The organism is Streptomyces sp. NPDC030222 (assembly GCF_055573115.1).
This window is the reverse complement of the sequence record NZ_JBVICA010000017.1, coordinates 145,297-164,701: the sequence shown is the minus strand read 5'-3', so window position 1 is coordinate 164,701 and position 19,405 is coordinate 145,297. Positions and strand designations below refer to the sequence as shown.

The 19,405-nt window shown below is 72.2% G+C and carries 12 protein-coding genes; 5 read left to right on the top strand and 7 right to left on the bottom strand.

What is annotated here, in order from left to right:
• Nucleotides 1-381 precede the first annotated feature (381 nt).
• Nucleotides 382-1,977 carry a type VII secretion integral membrane protein EccD gene (gene eccD, locus ACZ4Z5_RS23790; protein ID WP_468265921.1) on the bottom strand — a complete coding sequence of 532 codons (1,596 nt, stop codon included), beginning with the start codon at nt 1,975-1,977 and terminating at the stop codon, nt 382-384.
• Between the two features lie 217 nt (nt 1,978-2,194).
• Here eccD and eccCa point away from each other — a divergent pair, with 217 nt between their 5' ends.
• Both eccCa and ACZ4Z5_RS23780 read left to right on the top strand, forming a co-directional pair.
• Nucleotides 2,195-6,220, top strand: a complete 4,026-nt coding sequence (gene eccCa, locus ACZ4Z5_RS23785) for a type VII secretion protein EccCa (RefSeq protein ID WP_468265919.1) — start codon at nt 2,195-2,197, stop codon at nt 6,218-6,220.
• Between the two features lie 216 nt (nt 6,221-6,436).
• Complete coding sequence (locus ACZ4Z5_RS23780; protein ID WP_468265917.1) at nt 6,437-6,670, top strand: DUF397 domain-containing protein; 234 nt, start codon at nt 6,437-6,439, stop codon at nt 6,668-6,670.
• A 61-nt stretch (nt 6,671-6,731) separates the two neighbouring features.
• On the opposite strand, the gene ACZ4Z5_RS23775 is transcribed toward ACZ4Z5_RS23780, so the two are convergent.
• From ACZ4Z5_RS23775 to ACZ4Z5_RS23750, 6 genes are all read right to left on the bottom strand, one after another.
• Nucleotides 6,732-7,037: a WXG100 family type VII secretion target gene (locus ACZ4Z5_RS23775; protein ID WP_468265915.1), complete on the bottom strand. Its 306-nt coding sequence runs from the start codon at nt 7,035-7,037 to the stop codon at nt 6,732-6,734.
• Between the two features lie 41 nt (nt 7,038-7,078).
• Nucleotides 7,079-7,438 (bottom strand): WXG100 family type VII secretion target, encoded by a 360-nt coding sequence (locus tag ACZ4Z5_RS23770; RefSeq protein WP_468265913.1) that lies wholly within the window; start codon nt 7,436-7,438, stop codon nt 7,079-7,081.
• 39 nt (nt 7,439-7,477) lie between these two features.
• Nucleotides 7,478-8,665, bottom strand: coding sequence for a S8 family serine peptidase (locus ACZ4Z5_RS23765; protein ID WP_468265911.1), 1,188 nt, complete (start codon nt 8,663-8,665; stop codon nt 7,478-7,480).
• Between the two features lie 1,384 nt (nt 8,666-10,049).
• Nucleotides 10,050-10,484: a hypothetical protein gene (locus ACZ4Z5_RS23760; RefSeq protein WP_468265909.1), complete on the bottom strand. Its 435-nt coding sequence runs from the start codon at nt 10,482-10,484 to the stop codon at nt 10,050-10,052.
• A gap of 36 nt (nt 10,485-10,520) precedes the next feature.
• Nucleotides 10,521-11,789 carry a type VII secretion-associated serine protease mycosin gene (gene mycP, locus ACZ4Z5_RS23755; RefSeq protein ID WP_468265907.1) on the bottom strand — a complete coding sequence of 423 codons (1,269 nt, stop codon included), beginning with the start codon at nt 11,787-11,789 and terminating at the stop codon, nt 10,521-10,523.
• Between the two features lie 22 nt (nt 11,790-11,811).
• Entirely contained in the window at nt 11,812-13,446 is a 1,635-nt protein-coding gene (locus tag ACZ4Z5_RS23750) for a type VII secretion protein EccB (RefSeq protein WP_468265905.1), read from the bottom strand.
• Between the two features lie 131 nt (nt 13,447-13,577).
• Between ACZ4Z5_RS23750 and eccE the strand changes: the two genes are divergently transcribed.
• The 3 genes from eccE (at nt 13,578) to ACZ4Z5_RS23735 (ending at nt 19,404) form a co-directional block, all read left to right on the top strand.
• Entirely contained in the window at nt 13,578-14,897 is a 1,320-nt protein-coding gene (gene eccE / locus ACZ4Z5_RS23745; RefSeq protein WP_468265903.1) for a type VII secretion protein EccE, read from the top strand.
• Entirely contained in the window at nt 14,897-15,670 is a 774-nt protein-coding gene (locus ACZ4Z5_RS23740; RefSeq protein ID WP_468265901.1) for a hypothetical protein, read from the top strand. The genes eccE and ACZ4Z5_RS23740 overlap by 1 nt, the downstream gene beginning before the upstream one ends.
• Before the next feature lie 230 nt (nt 15,671-15,900).
• Entirely contained in the window at nt 15,901-19,404 is a 3,504-nt protein-coding gene (locus ACZ4Z5_RS23735; RefSeq protein WP_468265899.1) for an SCO5717 family growth-regulating ATPase, read from the top strand.
• The last annotated feature ends 1 nt before the right edge of the window (nt 19,405 follow it).

The window sequence follows — 19,405 nt, the reverse complement described above, 5'->3', positions numbered from 1 at the left end:
GTTCCTTGCCTCCGAGTGCCCCTGGTCTGCTTCTCAGGGGAGCTTCCGTGACTCGGGAGGCGGGGTCCGCCGGACGCAGCCTCCGGGGCGTCCCTTTGAGGGCTCCGGTGGCGCGTACACAAACGGCCGTCACACAGCGTACCAGTACTGGGGCACTCGGATTCCGGCGGCCCGGTGGTGGGGCGGGTGCCGGGCTTCTCCGGGGAGCTCCCCGGGGGGTCCGGGGGGCCGGGGGACCGGGACAGGCACCGGGCTCCGGGCGCTTAGGGCTTCGGACTCCGGGCGCTTCGGGCTCCGGGCTGCGGGCTGCGGGCTCCGATGGCTTCGGGCTCCGGGATCGGCCCAGCCGGAGGTCCACGGGGCCGAACGCGGTCACGAGGGTCAGCCGGTGAGGGAGCGGACGGTGGTGTAGACGTCCAGGACCGCCAGGCACAGCGGTACGAGGGACAGCAGCACGGTGGCCTCGGCCAGGTCGAGCAGCCGGCCCCCGAGAGGTGACAGTCCCCTCTCCGGGACGATCAGGCCGAGCGCGGTGACCAGGGCGGCTGCGGCGGCGACGGCCGCGGACAGCCGGATCGTGCGGACGTCGAGGGCCCCGCGATCGCCGTACCGCACCAGCTCCTGGACCGCCCCGGCCGACCGGTCCAGGGCGAGGCCCACGACGAGCAGGGCGAGGACGGCCGCACCGGAGACGAGGGTGCACAGCACCTGCGGGGTGTGCCGGAAGAGCCGGGCGCGCAGCAGCATCGCGGGGCCCGCGGCGAGCAGGAGGAGGCGCCCCCAGCCGTCGCCCGAGAAGGCGAGTACGCCGGCGGCTGCGACGACGACCGCCGCGCAGCCGCCGACGAGGCCCAGCAGGGTCTCGTGGCCGCGGCGCACCCGGGCGGCGACGAGGTTCGCGTCCACGGGCTCCGCGGGGCCGTCATCAGGGTCGTGGGCCGGGCCGTGGTCGGGGGCGCGACCGGGGTCGTGGCCCGGGTCCGTTCTCATGCCCGGGCGGGGAGTCGTGCCGGGGCCCGCGGGGAATCCGGTGGGGAGGCCGGTGGAGGACGCCCTGCCGGGCGGGCTCCCGCCCCGGGTCCGGGCGCCGTGCGGTGGGACGTACCCGATCGGGATGCGGGCGGAGCGCGCGGAGAGGCCGGGCAGGAACGCGACGAGACCGATGGCCGCCGGGACGCACACGGACGCGGTCGCGGCGGCCGAGGCCCCGGTGACCACGGCGACGAATCCGGCGACGGCACCCGCAGCGGCCACGACGGTCGCCGCGACGAAGGGCGCACGGCCGCTCGGGGAGAGGACGGTCAGCGCGACGGAGGCGACCAGCACGGTGAGGCAGCCGAGCAGGAACTGGAGCCGTCCGGGTCCGTGGCCGGTGTCGGGCCCGACGATGCCGGAGCCGGCGATCATCAGCAGCGGCAGACCACCGAGGCCGAGGGCGGCCGCGGTGGGCCGGTCGGCGTAGAGGCGGGCACGGACACCGGCGAGGATGGTGAGCAGCAGACCCACGGTCCCGGCGACGACACCGGGGAGGCCGTGCATGTCGTGGCGCACGGGGTCGGCGTACCAGAGGAGGAGACCCAGCAGGACGAACAGCAGCACACCCCCGGCGAGTCCGGCGCCGCGCAGCATGTCGTCACTCCACAGGCGCCGGTCGCGGGCGACCGCGGAGGCGACGGCGTCGGAGACGTCGTCGAAGACGGCGGGCGGCAGCGATTCCGCGAACGGGCGGAGGCTCAGCACCTCGCCGTCGAGGATCCGCTGGGCGGCGAGGCTGCGGGCGGCGTCGAGGACGGTGCCGTCGCGGCGGACCAGCTGGTGGCCGGGCGGTGTGCCCACCGGCTGGGTACAGCCGGCGAGACGGAGGATCTCCGGCCGGATGTCGGCGACCGGGATGTCCTCCGGAAGAGCGACATCGATACGGCGGTCCGGCGCCACGACGGTGACCCTGCGGAAGCCGGTCGATGGGATCGTACTCACCTGACATGGCCCCCTGATCAGCGGTGATGCTCGCGGTCGCGCACGCTGCGCGCGTCACCCTAGCGAGCCCGGGGGGAACCTCGGCGGGCCCCGCGGGCCCTTGTCGGCCCGGCCGTGGGACGGGGCGCCCGTAGGATCGCCGCTCGCGCGGAGGGAGACCGTCGCCACGGGGGCGCGGTAGGCAAGCCGCCCTCCGCCCCGAGGGATTGATGCTCCCGTGAGCCAGATCGTCGTCAGGCGCCCGCCTCGCGCCCTGCCACCCGAAGTCCCCACGGGAGAACTGCGTCTGGAGGCGCCGCCCGAACTTCCGCGCGGACAGCGGGAGGACCTGCTGATGCAGGTCCTGCCGGTGCTCGGCATGGGTTCGTCGGTGGTCTTCTTCTTCTCGCCGGGGGCACCGCCCTTCCTGCGGATCATGGGCATGCTGATGCTGGTGTCCACGGCCGGCATGGTCGTCGCGCAGCTCGTCAGACACCGGCGGGGTGCGCAGGGGCAAATGGCCGACGCACGCCGCGACTACCTGCGGTATCTCGCGCAGACCCGGCGCACGGTCCGCCGTACGGCCCGGAGGCAGCGGGACGCGCAGTGGTATCTGCATCCGGACCCGGAGCAGTTGTGGGCGGTCGTCGCGGAGGGCTCGCGGGTGTGGGAACGGCGCGTCGGCGACGCGGACTTCGGGCAGGCGCGGGCGGGCCTCGGCACCCAGCGGCTCGCCACCGTGCTGGTGGCCCCCGAGACCGCACCGGTCGACGAACTGGAGCCGTTGTGCGCGGGCGCGATGCGGCGGTTCCTCGCGGTGCACGGCTCGCTGGACGGGCTACCCATGGCCGTGTCGACGCGGGCCTTCTACCACATGACGGTGTCCGGTGATCCGGAGTCGGCACGGTCGGCGGCCCGCGCGATGGTCGCCCAGCTGGCTACCTTCCACTCCCCCGACGACCTGGTGCTCGCCGTGGCGGCGGCACCGGACGCGGTGCCGTGGTGGGACTGGGTGAAGTGGCTGCCGCACACCCGCGCTCGCGGGCAGGTCGACGGGGCCGGCATCGGACGGCTGTTCGGCGACGATCTGGGGGACATCGAGCAGGCGCTCCGCAGCAGCCTCGACGGACGGGCCCGGTTCGACCGGGAGAACCGGCCGGTGCTGGACCGGCCGCACGTCGTCGTGGTCCTCGACGGCGGAACGGTGCCTCCGGACTCGCTGTTCGCCTCGGCCGAGGGGATGCAGGGCGTCACCGTCGTCGAGGTGGTGCCGGGAGAGCTCGACGCGCCGCGCGGCGGTCTGTCGATGGTCGTACGGCCGGGGCGGCTGCGCCTGGCGGACGCCACCGGCCTGGTGTACGAGGGCGCACCCGATGCGATCTCGCTGCCCGCCGCGGAGGCGCTGGCCCGGCAGCTGGCGCCGCTGCGGACGAGTGGGGGCGACGACGACGAACCGCTGCTTGCGGGCCTGGACTTCACCGATCTGCTGGCCCTCGGGGACGCGGCGTCCGTCGACGTCGAGCGGACGTGGCGGCCGCGGCCCGCGGCGGAGCGGTTACGGGTGCCGATCGGCGTCGCGGAGGACGGGGCTCCGGTGATGCTGGACCTCAAGGAGGCCGCCCGGGAGGGCATGGGGCCGCACGGCCTGTGCGTGGGTGCGACCGGCTCCGGCAAGTCCGAGCTGCTGAGGACCCTGGTCCTCGGACTGGCGGTCACGCATTCCTCCGAGACGCTCAACTTCGTCCTCGCCGACTTCAAGGGCGGAGCGACGTTCGCCGGGATGTCGCGGCTGCCGCACGTCGCCGCGGTCATCACCAATCTCGCGGACGATCTGACGCTCGTCGACCGGATGGGGGACGCCGTCCGCGGCGAGCTCCAGCGGCGTCAGGAACTGCTGCGGTCCGCGGGCGACTACGCGAGTGCCCACGACTACGAGAGGGCGCGGGCCGCCGGAGCGGCGCTGGAACCGCTGGCCTCACTCGTCCTGGTGATCGACGAGTTCTCCGAACTGTTGACGGCGAAGCCCGACTTCATCGACATGTTCATCCAGATCGGCCGCATCGGCCGGTCGCTCGGGGTGCATCTGCTGCTCGCCTCGCAACGCCTGGAGGAGGGCAGGCTGCGCGGCCTGGACACGCACCTGTCGTACCGGATCGGCCTGCGGACGTTCTCGGCGGCCGAGTCCCGGACGGCGCTGGGGGTGCCGGACGCGTACCACCTGCCGTCCGTACCCGGCTCCGGCTATCTGAAGCCGGGCACCGACCGGATGGTCCGGTTCAAGGCCGCGTATGTGTCCGGGGCGTACCGGGACGGTGCGGCCGGGCAGCCCACGGGCGGGGCGCCGGCCGCCGAACGGCGTCCTGCGCTCTTCACGGCCGCGCCCGTGCCCGTCGGGCCGGCGGCCATGCGTCCCGCTTCTGCGTCGGCCCCGGCCGGCGCCCGGCGTGACGGGGAAGGGGAGGCGGGGCGCGCCGACACCGTGCTCGACGTCGTCGTCCGGCGGCTGGAGGGCCAGGGGCCGCCCGCCCACCGCGTATGGCTGCCGCCGCTGGGGGACGCGGCGACGCTGGACCAGCTGCTTCCCGGCGTCGAGGAGACCGGGGACCGCGGTCTGCAGGCCGCCGGGCAGGGCGGGCTCAGTGGAAACGCAGGGACCGGTGGGAACGACGGTTCCGGTGGCGGCGTGCGACTCGGTGGGCTGGTCGTCCCTCTGGGGCTCGTCGACAGACCCTTCGAGCAGCGCCGTGAGGTGCTGTCCGGCGACTTCTCCGGCGCCGCAGGCCACATGCTGGTCCTCGGCGGCCCGCGGTCCGGCAAGTCGACCCTGATGCGCACACTGGTCACGGCGTTCGCCCTGACCCACACCCCGGAAGAAGTGCAGTTCTACGGGCTGGACTTCGGCGGCGGCGGGCTCGCCTCGCTCGCGGACCTGCCACACGTGGGCGGCATCGCGTCCCGTCTCGAACCGGAGCGGGTACGCCGTACCGTCGCCGAGGTCGCCGGCGTGCTGCGCCGGCGCGAGGAGTCGTTCCGCGCCCGCGGCATCGACTCCGTCGCCACCTACCGCAGGCGCCGCGCCGCCGGCGGTCCGCCCGGCGACCCCTGGGGCGACGTCTTCCTCGTCATCGACGGCTGGGGCGCCTTCCGGAACGACTACGACATGCTGGAGGGCCTGGTCTCGGACATCGCCGCCCGCGGCCTCGGCTACGGCGTCCACCTCGTGATCACCGCGTCCCGCTACATGGAGGTACGGGCGGCGGTGAAGGACCAGATCCTGGGCCGGCTGGAGCTGCGCCTCGGTGACCCGATGGACTCCGAGTTCGACCGCCGGGTGGCCGCCGGCGTCCCCGTCGGCGCGCCGGGCCGGGGCCAGGCGCCGGAGAAACTGCACTTCCTGGCGGCGCTGCCGCGTACCGACGGGTCGTGCGATCCCGAGACGCTACCCGGGGCCACGGAGTCGCTGGTACGTGCCGTACGCGACGCCTGGCGGGGCCCGGCCGCCCCGGCCGTACGGCTGCTGCCGCGCGTACTGCCCGCCGACCGGCTGCCCAAGGGCTTCGAGCACCCGCAGCACGGCGTCGCCATCGGCATCGACGAGACCGGCCTGGAACCGGTGTTCGTCGACTTCGACACCGATCCGTTCCTCCTGGTCTTCGGGGAGAGCGAAGCAGGGAAGACGGCGGTGCTCCGCCACCTCGCGAAGCAGATCTCGGAGCGCTACTCCTCCGACGAGGCGAAGATCGTCGTCGGCGACTACCGGCGCTCCTTGCTGGGCGCGGTGCCGGACACCCACCTGCTGGAGTACGCGCCCCTGGCGGCGTCCCTCCAGACACACATGAACGCCCTCGCGGAGCTGATGCAGCGCCGTATGCCGCCGGACGACGTCACCCCGCAGCAGTTGCGCGACCGCTCCTGGTGGACCGGCCCGAAGGTGTTCGTCCTCGTCGACGACTACGAACTCGTCGCAACGAACGCCGGAAACCCCCTGTCCGTGCTGGTCGACGCCCTGCCCTTCGCCCGGGACGCCGGCGTCCGCCTCGTCGTCGCGCGCAGCTCGGCGGGCGCGTCGCGGGCCATGTACGAGTCGTTCCTGCAACGCATCCGGGAACTCGGCGCGCAGGGCCTGGTCCTCTCCGGCGATCCGGGCGAGGGCGACCTTCTGGGCGGAGTACGGCCCCGTCCGCTGCCGCCGGGCCGCGGATACTTCGTGTCCCGGAAGCGGGGTACGCCGCTGGTGCAGACGGCGTGGCTGCGGGAACGGTGAGCGGTGGGGTGTGGGGTGTGGTCGGCACCGGGCGGACCGTGCGGACTCCGGGGGAACGGTGACCGACGGGGTGTGGACGGCCACGGCCGGACAGTGCGGACTCTGGTCCGGCCCGGAGCACCTCGCACGGGGGAAGTCCTGCCCAACTCCCCCCGGCGCGCCGCATCGACGGCATAGTCTGAGGCCCACGCACCGGCGGGGAAAGGAACGTGGCAGATGGGCACCCAGCAGGAGAAGGAAGAGCTGTACGCGCTCGACATCTCGGGGGTGGAATGGCGGAGCGCGCCCGGCACGGAAGAGGCCGAGGAGCGCGTGGAGATCGCGCATCTACCGGGCGGCGCGGTCGCGATGCGCTCGTCGCTCGAGCCCGAGACCGTGCTGCGATACACGGAGGCGGAGTGGCGCGCGTTCGTCCTGGGCGCGCGTGACGGCGAGTTCGACCTGCGCTGAGGCCCTGGCCGACGGGGGGCGTCCGCTTACGGCGCGCCCCCTTGTGCGGCCTTCTGTCGGCTCAGTAGGCCGTGTCGAAGAGAGCCGACGCCTTGCGGTCGGTGGCCCGGTAGCTCTCCTTGCCCTGCTCGATCGTCACCGCGATCCTCTCCATGGTCTGCTGGATGTGCGTAGCACGGACCCGGTAACGACGCTGGAGCTCCAGGTACTTCGCGTGCGCCTCGCCGTCCCAGGTGTCGGCGACCATCCGTACCGCGCCCTCCATACGCGTCAGATCGTCGGCGATGTCCTTGGCGATCCTGCGGATGCTGTCCGCGATCGTCTGGACGTTGTCGTACCGGACCTTGAGGTCGGCGCCGTCGGACATGTCCTCTCCTTCTCTTCACCCTTGCGGTGCTCTGCTGGCGGCTAGAGGTCGTTCAGGCCGGAGGTGTTCGGCGGGGAACCCGCGCCGCGGGTCACATCGATCGTCCTGAAGGCGGCCAGGACCTCGTCGTCGTTGGCCTGGTTGAGGTTCTTCGTCTCACCCACGGCGTGGTGGAGGACGCCCAGGTCGCGGCGAATGGCGTCGTGGTCGTCGTTGAGGCACCGCTGCGCCCTCACGAACTCCGAGGCGCCCTGGCCCGTCCAGCCCGCGCCGACCGTCGCGAGCGTGTCCGTGAGGACCTTGATCTGCCTGGTCATCGCGATGGACGTGTCCTCGATGGCGGTCCTCGCCCGCGCGATCTGCGCGTAGCCGATGCTGCTGCCGCCACTGGGAGTCGTCATTCTTCTCTTCCTCTCGTGAGCTCCGAACGATGTGTGCGTCTACGTCGCGCGCCTGTTCCGTACGCGTACCGCCGCGATCACGCCGACGGCTGCGGCGGCCGCGGTCACGGTCGCCGCGGCGATCGCGGCGAAGGTCAGCGAGCTTGTGCCGTCGCCTCCTTCCGTCGTCCGTGTCGCCGTCCCTGTCGGGGCGGGGCTTCGGGCTTTCGTGGCCACGGCGGTGGACGTGGGCGTTGCCGTGGTCCCCGCCGCGTGGCGTCGCGCGGCGAGCAGCGGGTGCACGTCGGGCGGGCCCGGGTCGCCTTTGCCGTCCAGCAGCACCTGGCCTGGGCGGACGCTTCCGTAGCCGATGTACTTGCTGGGCACGGGCCCGTCGTGACCGGCGGTCTGCAGCATCACGCGCAGCACCTGATTGGCGGTCCAGTCGGGGTGCGCGGACCAGATGAGGGCGGCGGAGGCGGAGGCGAGGGCGGTGGCGTGGCTCGTGCCCCATGCGAGGCACATGCCGTCGCTTTTCGTGCAGCGCTGCGGAATCTTGTCGCCTGGCGCGGCGAGGGCGATGTGGCTGCCGTAGTCGGAGAACTTGGTGACGCGGCCGTCGGTGCCGAGGGCGGCTACGGCTACTACGCCTGGGGTTGATGCCGGGTAATTGGTTGACTCTCGGCCGTCGTTGCCTGAGCCGGCAAACAACAGCTTGCCCTTACGCAGAGCGTACTTAACCGCTTCCTCAAGCTCTACACGCTCATCCTTTGACGGCCATCCCACGAGTGACATGTTGATGACGCGCGCCTGACTGTCTGCCGCGTAACGAATACCTGCAGTTACAGACGAAATGTCACTCACATCCCCAGCGGCCTTCACCGGCAGGATTTTGGCACCGGGAGCGAGGCCAGCGGCACCACCTTCACCATTACCTGCGATGAGGAGAGCAACGTTGGTACCGTGGCCACTCGCATCCTGTTTCCCGTTGCCGCCTTTCCCGATGACATTTATACCGTTGAGAACACGGCCTCGAAGTGCCCTGTCACTCGCATCAACACCACTATCTAAGACGGCAACAGTCACGCCCTCACCTGTGCTCACTTTCCACAATTCATCCGCTCGCATCGCATCCAAATACCACTCGCGCGTCCCCGCAACACTGGTCGAATGCAAGAAACTTAGCAGGAATGCCACGATGCAGACAACCAGCAGACATCGCCCTCGCATGCTGTTACGCATCGACATATGGCACCTCATTCGATCACAGGAGGGACGACAATATTTCTGCCGCTGAACCGTGTCTCATCGTCCCGCGAAAGAGAGCCGTGCCCGCTTTGGGGCACTGGCGCACGCGGCGGGCAATTCTCTCCCGAGGGCGTGCGCACCAGGCCCGAGCCGCCGGGTGTGTACTCTGCGAGCACTCGGCCAAACGCAGACCCGCGCTGGTCGCCGACCCTTCCGCCAGGCTGCGAGGCCAGCCGAGGACCCGTCATTGCACTAACCCCACTGCCGATCGCTCCACCCATGTAGCCAGGAACTGTTGGCACGGCACTGTGACCGTAGACGCCGCGGTCATCGGGCATCGACGCACCAATAGGCGTGCGATGTTGACCGATCGAGCCTCCAACGAGAGGCCCACCACTAGCCCCTCCATGCGGAATACTTAAACCTGGAACGCCAGCAAGGGGACCTGACCGCGCCATTCCGACGCGACTAATTCCGCCACTCATCCAACTTGAGCCGGTCCCCTCCACAGGGGAATTACCACGCGCAAGAGCGGAGCCAGGCACAACGAATGGCACGTTGATAGCCGTGTCACTGCGCATTGATAGTGGAGGGCTCAGGTGCCCATCGAGACTAGGCGCACCCTTCACTGGGCTTTCAGTGGCAGTAATCGAATTGGGAACCGTGCTGATAGGCGCCTCGACGGGAGCGCGCGATGGATCCACTGCGACTAGTGACGGTAGCGACATTGAACTGCGCACAGCCTCCGAGAGATATTCGCTACCCCTTTCTACTGGGAGACTCACGACACCGGGGGAGTCACCGGCACTTCCATTGCCGACAGCACGAGCGGTAACCGTGGCGGCGTCCCTGAACCTTTGCTCCCCGCCTTGAATGCTTGGATTCCCCAGGGGCACGAACACCGGCTCCCTCTCCCCCTCCATCCGTTCCCGCGCCGCGTCGTAGAACGACGACAGGCGGTTCATCGCGTTGATCGCTTCCCGGAGGTGCGGGCCCGTCTCGGCTTGGAGGCGGGCGCGTTCCTGGGCCGGGTCCGGGGAGCAGGTGGTGGACGGTTTCGGGATGGTGGCCTGGGCGTGGGCGAGGGCGCCGCCGGCGCGGACCATGCATTGGGCGACGGTGTCCGTGAGGTCGGCGAGGACCTCGGTCTGGGCGACCATGCCGCCGCCCCATTCGCGGAACGCGTCGCCGCCGGCGCCCTGCCAGTCGACCTCGGTGAGGTACCACTTGAGGTCGCGGGCGATGGCGAGGATCTCCGGCGCCGCGAGCGCGAGGGCCTCGCCCGCGTCGGTGAGGTCGGCGGGCCTGGCCGTCGCCACCATCGCGTGCAGGACGGCGAGCGTCTTTCCCTCGAAAGCGTCAACTGCCATGTGCGTCGGTCCGGTCAGCGGAAGCCACCGGTGCCGGTGGTGTCCGTGGTGTGGTCCGGGCGTGGCTCCATGCGCTGTTCATAGGTGTCGAGGGTGTGCCTGCGGATCTCTTCGAAGCGCCGGGCCTCGGCGGTGTCCACGCCGCCGTAGCCCTTGTCGGCGATGGCCACGGCGATGCGCATGGCTTCGATCTGTTCGCCGAACGTACGGGTGAGGCCTTCGAGTCGGGTACGGACCTTGGCGTAGGCCTTGGCGAGGTCTTCCGCGGCGCTGAAGCCGGTTCCATAGGCGGCGACGGCGATGGTCTGTGCGCCGATCCTCTTGTGCTGTGCGGGTGACTCGTCGAGGGACCGGAGCAGTTCCTGCATGCGTTCCCTGAAGGCTCGGAGCGTCACTACTCCGAGTTCGAGGTCGTGGGTGCTGCCGCCGCCCCCGTCCGGCTCGGGCACGTTTCCTCCCGTTCATCACATACGTGAAGTCCGCGGTCACTCTAGCCATTTCCCACGACCTGTCCGGCGGCGCAGACGGCGCACGTCGCGGGCGATGGCGGCCGTGGCGACGAGGACGGCGACAAGAGTCGCGGCGACTCCCAGGGCGTACGTGGCGTAGCGCTCGTCGCGTTCCCGGCGGGTCTCGGTGAGGGTGAGAGGGGCGACGTCGGGGGCGGGAGGCCCGGGCCGGGCGGGGCCGGGGGTCGGGGCCGTCGGCGGGTGGGCCGGGCCCGTTCCGGTGACCGCACGGACGGGGTCGACGACACCCCATCCGATGAAGCGGTCATGACGGTTGACGACACGTTCGGCGGTCTGCTCGATCCGGGCGACGATCTGCCGGGGTTTCCAGTGGGGATGCCGGGCCTTGATGAGCGCGGCGATCCCGGCGACGTAGGGGGCGGAGAAACTGGTGCCGCTGTCGACGCACTGACCGTCGCCGGGGACAGTGGAGACGATGTCGACTCCGGGGGCTGCGACGTCCACGAACTCGCCCGCCTGGGAGAACGGCGCGCGTTCGTTGTTGCGGTCGGACGCGGCGACGGCGAGGACGCCGTCGAGGGCCGCCGGGTAGGTCTTCTTCTCGTGGCCGCCGAGTCCGTCGTTGCCTGCGGAGGCGATCACGACGACACCGCTTGTGAGCGCGTGGCGGACGGCCGCGGCGAGCGAGGAGGTGGCGGGGAGCGGCCGGGTCGTGTCCTGGGAGATGTTGATGACGTCGGCGCGGCGGGCGACGGCGTGCTCGATGGCGGCGGCCATGGTGCGGGAGTCACCGTTGTGCTCCGCGTCGTTCTGACGGATGGGGATGATGGTGGCCTCGGGGGCGAGGCCGACGAAGCCGGTTCCCTCCCGGGGGCGCGCGGCGATGATCCCGGCGACCTTGGTCCCGTGACCCACCTCGTCGACAGTGCCGTCGGTCCTCCGCGACGGGCTCGTCGTCGTACCGGCTGCCGCTCGGGTTCCGCGGTCGAGGAAGTCGGCGCCGCTGCGGGCGTCGACCGCGTCCCTCAGCTGCGGGTTGTCGTTGTCGACCCCCGTGTCGATGACGGCGACGCGCACACCTCTGCCTTTGGTGTGCCGCCAGAGTTCGTCGAGGTCGACGCGTTGCAGCGGCCAGGGGACGCCGGGGATCTGCTGCGCCATCGGGAAGGCGCATGCGCCGGTGCCGTCCGGGCGCAGCGGAGCCTCTCCGGTGGCGGAGGAGGACGTGGCCGTCGTGGCCAGGAGCAGCGCGGCGGCCGTGGCCGTCCGGACCGGCTTCGTCATGTCCGTTCTTCTGTCGCTCGTTTCAGGACGCCTGGGGCCGGCGGGCGCTGTCGGTGTCGAGCCGTGGGCCTTTGGAGAGGAACTCCGACCACTCGGCGGGGACGATCGCGGGGGTGACGTTCTCGTACCCGAGCCGGATCTGGGCTTCGCCGGCATTTGTACGGATCCCGGCGCCGGACTTGCCGGTGGCGCCGTCGTCGCCGCGGCCGCGACCGTCGGTGTTGTCGTCGCCATGGCCACGACCGTCGGCGTTCGCCTGTACGGCGTACCTCAGTCCTGTGTCCGTCAGCAGAAAGAGTGATCCGTCCTCGGCTCGGGTGCCGCGGACCTGGGTGTAGAGGAGGCCGCTGCCCAGGGTGACGTAGGCGCCGGTTCCGGTCGCGGTGATCCCGGCGGGGTACGCGGTGCCCGCCCAGGTGCCGAGGGTGGTCGTACCGGTGGCTTCGTCGACGCCGCGCAGGACGCTGCACACCGTGTCGCGACCCTCCCCACGCAACGCACCAGCGTCGGCGTCGGCGTCGGCGTCGGCGTCGGCGTCGGCGTCGGCGTCGAGGGAGTTGACCTGGACGGCACGGTGCCGGGGCCATCGGGCGCCCTGTCCGGCGAAGGGCCGACGGTCGGGGAGGAAGTCCTGGAGTCCGACCGTGCGCGGTCGGCCGTCGTGGTCGAGGGAGGCTGTCTGCGGCGAGTTGACCAGCAGCCAGGCGGTGAACTCCGAGACGGGCCGGACCTTCCCCGGGAGCACCACATAGTGCTGGGGGCCTTCGCCGGTCTCGGTGCGCAGGACCCTGCCGACCCTGTTCTCGTCGGCGGAGAGCCGTCCGGGGGCATGGGCGGCCGCGCCGACGTCCCCGGGAACGACGGGGTAGGCGATGGGGGAACCGTCGTGGAGCGTGCCGAGCCAGTCGCCCGTGACCGGCTGCGGCTCGCGCGTACCGACGAGGGTGTCGGTGAGGTGTGCCGCGTCGGCGGCGGTGCCGCGGATCGGGTACTTGGTGCCCCGGGCGTCGACGAGGTAGCGGGTGCCGTCGGGGCCAACGACGTAGAGGACCTGACCGCCGGTGAGCCGCTGCCGGCCGTCGAGTGTCCGGACGGCCCCGTCGGCGGCGGCGAGGACGAAGGCCGCCCTCTGGACGGTGGCTCGCCCGCCGCCGGGCTGTTCGCAGACGGCCCAGCGCTTGGCCGTACCCGCGTCCGCTGCCGTGGGGAGCCGGTCGGGGGCGTACGGGATGCCGAGGACTGGCCCGCGGGGCGGCCGCCCGGCATCGAGCACGTCGTCGTGGACCCTGATCACCCGGAACCTCCGCGGGTCTAGCAGCAGTCGGGCCGAGGCAAGATTCAGTACGGGGTGGAGGAGGTTCTTGGTCCCGCCCTTTCCGGTGGCGTCGGGGAGGACGACGTAGCGGCTGGTGGACTCCTCGCCCACGATCACATGGGCTCCGGGGTCCGCCCAGTTACGGGGCGCCGCCGGCCGGTACATCCCCCATGCCCCGAACCCCGCGACGACGAGCGCCGCCACGATCACGCCGGGCAGAACGGCCCGCAGCGCGCGCGGGGCGCCCTCTTCGGTTCCCGCCGCGGAGGGTTGCAGGAACGCCGCGACGATCCGCCTCTTCGCAAACGTGTACGCGTTGAGTTCTTCCCGCCGCGATGCCATGAGTTGCCGCCTTCTCCCCGCGGGCACCCTTCACAGGGCAGCGCCGGTGACGTCGTCGCCGGCCCCGGTTGTCCGACCGGCCCCCTACTATGCCTGCTGACGACGGTCAACGAGTGGGGGGAGTTGGGGTGATGACTGCTGCGGCACCGGCGTGCCGTGCCCCGGCCGCACAACCGGAGGGCCCCGGGAGGCCGGCCTCAGGCGCGACCGAGGCGGTCGTGTTCCGACGGAAGTCCGGTCACGTGCGCATCGCATCGTTTCGATTGCAACAACTCGTCATGCTCGAAGTGGCGGCGGCTCTGTTGCTCGTGGGTGCGACGGCCGGCGGGCCGCTGCTCGTGCCGGCCGTCGTCCTCACCACCGTGCTGACCGTTCTGGCCGTGGCAGCCGGGCGGCGGCGTTCACCGGCCGAGTGGATGTCCACGCTGCTCGCGCTGCGCGCACGGACCCGCGGGGCGGCGACGGCGGTGGCACCGGAGGGTACGGACCCGGGCCTGGTGCCCGTCGTGGAGTGCGATCCGGCGCTGCGGACGTACACGTTCCACGGCCGGGAGCGGCGGCCGGTGGGCCTGATCGGCGACGGGACCTTCCTCACCGCGGTGCTGCAGGTCGACAGGGACGCCACGGTGCTGCGCGACGCCGGACGGACAGCGTGGCCCCTGCCTCTCGGGCTCGTACGGGACGCTCTCGACGTCGACGGGATCCGCCTGGAGTCGGCCCAGGTCGTCCAGCACACCCGGCCCGCCCCCGCCGTCCACCCGGCGTCCCGGTCGTTCGTCGCACGCAACTACGTGCCGTTGCAGGCGCGGACGGGCTCTCCGGCGGTGCGGGTCACCTGGATCGCGCTGAAGCTCGACCCGGAGCTGTGCCAGGAGGCGGTGGGCGCGCGCGGCGGAGGGCTCCTCGGGGCCCAGCGGTGTGTGGTGCGGGTGGCGGACCGGCTGGCGGTCGGGCTGGCCGGTGCCGGATTCCGGGCGTCGGTCCTGACCGAGGACGAGCTGGTCTCCGCGATGGCTGCCTCCGCGTGTGCCGGGGCGGGGGTCGTGGCCCCGCCCGACCGGGGCGCGGCCCGGGGACGGCGCACGCGGGAGACCTCGCGGACCTGGCACTGCGACGAGCACCGGCACACGACGTACCGCGTGGAGCGGTGGCCCCGGCTGGGAGGCGACACGGGGATGACGCTGCCGCAGTGGGTGGCGCAGCTGACCTCGGTTCCGGCGCAGGCGACGACGTTCAGCCTGACGTTGGGGCGCGGTGACGGTGCCGGTGCTCCTCGCGAAGCGACCGTGACGGGTCATCTGCGGATCACGGAGCATGGTGACGAGGAACTCAGGTCGGCAGGACGCGAGTTGGTCCGTCGGGCACGCGCCACGAGGACCGGACTGGTCAGACTGGACCGTGAGCAGGTGCCGGGAATGCTGGCGACGCTGCCGCTGGGAGGTGCCCGCTGATGTCCTCCGTTCCTGCTCGGACGGTTGCCCCTCCCACGGCAGACCCGGCGGCGCGACGCTGGAGGGGGCGGTGGTTGCGGCTCGGCTTCGGTCCGGCGGGCCCGCGTCACGACCGGCATGCCGTCGCCCTCGACCAGTTGGGGACGCTGACCCTGCCCGTCGGTGACGACGGGGTGGTGATCGGCGTCGACACGGAGGGCAGGCCGGCCGTGCTGGGCGTCAACCGCCCGTGGGCGTACGAGACGGTGCTCGTCGGCGGGCTGTGGACCGCGCAGGTACTGGCGCTGCGCGCCGCGGGGACCGGCACGCGGGTGGCGGTGGAAACGGGACGGGCGCAGGCATGGACGGCTCTCGTACGGGCGGCCTGTGGTGTACGACCCTGCATCACGCTGCACGATGTGGGGCGGGTCCCGCCGCTGGTGGCGTCCGCGGGAGCTCCCGTCCTGGTGGTGCGGGACTGCGGCGCACGGCCGCCGTGCGGACGCGCGGTTCCCGGCCCGTGGCAGTCGGTCCTGACCTTGCTGCCGTATCTGAGTTCGGCGGCACCGCGGCTGCTGGAGAAGGCGGCCGTCGTCGGTGTCCAGCGGGTGTCCCCCGACGAGGCGGCACACGTCGGCCGGATCATGGGCCTTCCCCGGAAGGAGTGGCGGGCGTTGTCCGCTCTCGCCGACGGAGTCACCCTGTGGTGCAACCGGCGCGACCGGCAGCTCGTCATGACACAAGCGACGGATGCCGAGACCGGATTGTTGGGCGGTGCCCGCAGAGTGGACTGAACTCCCGCCTTTCTGTGCCGGGATATTCATGTCTGACCGTTTCGGTCTTCACACTCGGGCGTGTCGGCTTCACCTGGGCGTCACTTGAGGGCCGCGAACGCCCACGGGCCCGTGCCGGGGACTCCGGACCGGGCCTGCCTGTATGTCGTTACCGACGATTAGGCTGGGGCCGCGCGGCCGCACCAGACGGGGGAGAGAGCCGTGCGGATGAAACGAAACCAGGAGGCAAAGTGAACGGCGATCGCGAGGCGATCCGCGAGGGCTGGAATGAGCCCGTCGGCGATCAGTCGGACGCGGAGGCCGAGACGACGGGTGAGTTCACCATCGACTACACCCCTCCCGCCTGGTACACGCAGAACACGGCCGGGGCCGACGCACCGGGCGGTGACGCCGGTTCCGGTACGCGGCCCGCGCCGCAGACCTCCTCTCCCGTCTCTCCTGCCGTGCCGCAGCCGAACCAGCAGCCGCCCCAGTTCCCGTACCAGCCGCAGTCCTCGGCGCCCGCGCCGCTGCCGCACCCGGCGCAGGCACCATCCGCGCAGCAGCAGTTGCCGCCGCCCGCCCAGCCGGGACAGCAGCCTGCCGCGCAGGCGTTCGGCGGCGGAGACCTGGACAGCGGCGCCACGATGAGGTTCTCGCCCGCAGCGCTCAGGCGGGAGTTCGCCGAGCGTGACGCCGCGGCTCGCAAGGCCGGGGAAGCGGCCGGGACCGGGGCCGCCTCGGAGGACACGAAGGCTCTCGCCGACCGTGCAGGCGACCCTTCAGGCGTTGCGGAGAACGTCGACGGGGGCGCCGGTCCGGCGGCGTCCGATCCGGCTGACGCACACACGGAGGCGGTCGCCGGGTCCGACGAGCATGCCGAGGCGTCGGCGGAGGGGACGGGAAGCGCCGACGAGGCGGCTGACAGGCGCGTATCGGACCGCGTGGACACGGAAGCGGACCGCGACGGAGCGAAGACGTCACCGAGCGCCGGAACTTCCGTGGACGGCGACGCGGACGCAGGCACCGGTGCCGCTCAGGCCGCCGAAGCAGAGACGGACGCCCCCGCACGGAGCGCCGAGCGCGACGACCGGGGCGGTGACGCCGACAAGGCCTCAACCTCGGCCACCGAAGACACGACACCCCCGGCCGAGGACGACGGCGAGGCCCGGAACACAACGGCCTCCGTACCTTCCTCCGATGACGGCACGTCGGAGAAGGCTGTTCAGGACAAGCCGGCGGACGTGACCGCGGAGGCCCCGCAGGACACCCCGCGGAACCTGCAGCAGGAATCCCCGCACGACGACGTCCCGGCAGCCATGCTGCCGTGGTCGCCCGAGCGGCTGCCGCAGGACGGTGCCCTGCCGCCTCTCCCCCAGGGCTTCCCGCCGGCGACACCAGCCGTCGCGCCGCCGTGGCCCGGTGTGGCCGCGGCAGCCGACGCCGAGGCTCCGGCCCAGCCCGGAACGCCGACGCCGAACTCCATCCCCGGACCGCTTCCCGGATGGCTGCCGTCGACCCCGCCGCAAGGCGGATACGGCTTCCCGCAGCCGCCGCAGGCCGACACACCTCAGCCACCGGCCCAGCCCAGCCGGCCGCAGCCCCCGGCCGCCCCCGTACCCCCACAGGGCGGATACGGCTTCCCGCAGCCGCCGCAGGCCGGCACACCTCAGCCACCGCAAACCGGCCCCGCAGACTCGGTACCCCAGGACACGTCCGCACCCGCACCCGGGCAGCCCCCGGCCGCACCCGCACCCCCACAAGGCGGATACGGCTTCCCGCAGCCGCAGCAGGCCGGCACACCGCAGTTCCCGGCCCCGGCCGTACCCCCGCAGGGCGGATACGGCTTCCCGCAGGCCCAGCCCGGACAGCCGGTCCAACCCGGCCCGGCGCCCGTACCGCCCCAGAGCGCCCACGACTTCCCGCTGCCCCAGCCCGGCCGGCCCCAGCCCCCCACCCCGGCCGCACCCGTACCCCCGCAGGGCGGATACGGCTTCCCGCAGGGAGCACCGGGCACCCCGCCCGCAGCGAACCCGGCGTCCGCACCGCACGCCCAGCCGGGCTCCGATGCGGCGAACGCACCCCAGCCTCCGGAAGCCGCACGGGCCCAGCAGCCCCCGCACGCCCAGCAGGCACCACAAGCTCCGCAGGCGCCGCACGCACCACAGGCCGGATACGGATTCCCGCAGCCGGGCCCCGCGCCCACCCCGGTGCACGGGCAGGGGCCGGTCGACCCCCGGGCCGGCGCCGCCTGGCCCGCGGCCGTCACGCACGACCAGCGGGAGCGGTCCGTCCCCGGTGCGCCGCTCGGGTACACCGCCGCCGTGGAGCTGTCCTCCGACCGGCTGCTGCGCAACAAGCAGAAGACGAAGAGCAGCCGGAACCCGTCGGGCGCCTCGCGTTTCAAGATCGGTGGGAAGGCGGCCGAGGCGGAGCGCCAGCGCAAGCTGGACCTCATCCGGACGCCCGTGCTGTCCTGCTACCGGATCGCCGTCATCAGCCTCAAGGGCGGTGTCGGCAAGACCACGACGACCACCGCACTGGGTGCCACGCTGGCGACGGAGCGGCAGGACAAGATCCTGGCGATCGACGCGAACCCGGACGCGGGCACGCTCGGCCGACGGGTCCGGCGGGAGACCGGCGCGACCATCCGCGACCTGGTACAGGCGATCCCGTACCTCCACAGCTACATGGACATCCGACGGTTCACCTCGCAGGCGCCCTCCGGTCTGGAGATCATCGCCAATGACGTGGACCCGGCGGTCTCGACGACCTTCAACGACGAGGACTACCGGCAGGCGATCGACGTGCTGGGCCGCCAGTACCCGATCATCCTGACGGACTCCGGCACCGGCCTGCTCTACAGCGCGATGCGGGGCGTCCTCGACCTCGCCGATCAGCTGATCATCATTTCGACGCCGTCCGTGGACGGCGCGAGCAGTGCGAGCACCACGCTGGACTGGCTGGCCGCGCACGGGTACGGGGAGCTGGTGCAGCGCTCGATCACGGTGATCTCCGGGGTGCGCGAGACCGGAAAGATGATCAAGGTCGACGACATCGTGCAGCACTTCCAGACGCGCTGCCGCGGCGTCGTGGTCGTTCCGTTCGACGAGCACCTTGCGGCCGGCGCCGAGGTCGACCTGGACATGATGCGCCCGAAGACCCGTGAGGCGTACTTCAATCTGTCCGCGATGGTCGCCGAGGACTTCGCGCGTGCCCAGCAGGTGCAGGGGCTGTGGACCGCGAACGGCAGTCCGCCGCCGCAGATGGCCCCGCCCATGCCCGGCCAGCAGGTGCCCGGCCAGCCCATACCGGGCCAGCCGTTGCCCGGCCAGCCCGCGCCCGGACCACACCCGGCGCCCGGACACGAGTCCGCCTCCGGACACCAACCCGCCCCCGGTCCGCAGCCGTTCCCCAGTCCACAGCCGTTCCCCAGTCCACAGCCGTTCCCCGGGCAGCACCCGGCCTCGGCAGCGCCCGGACAGCACCAGGCCCCGCCGGCACCCGGGCAGCCGTTCCCGCCCGGCCGGCCCCCGGTCCCCGGCCAGCCCTACGGCCAGCAGCCCCCGCCGCCGTACGGCCAGCAGCCGTACCCCGCCCCGCCACAGCCGCCGCACGGGGGCGAGCAGCCACCCGCGCAGCCGTATCCGCCGCAGGGCTGGCAGCAGCAACCGCCATCCACACAATCGGATGAACAGCCTCCGGTTCCTCCGGCCGGATGGCCTCCGCAGGTACCGCCAGCCCCTCAGCAGTAAG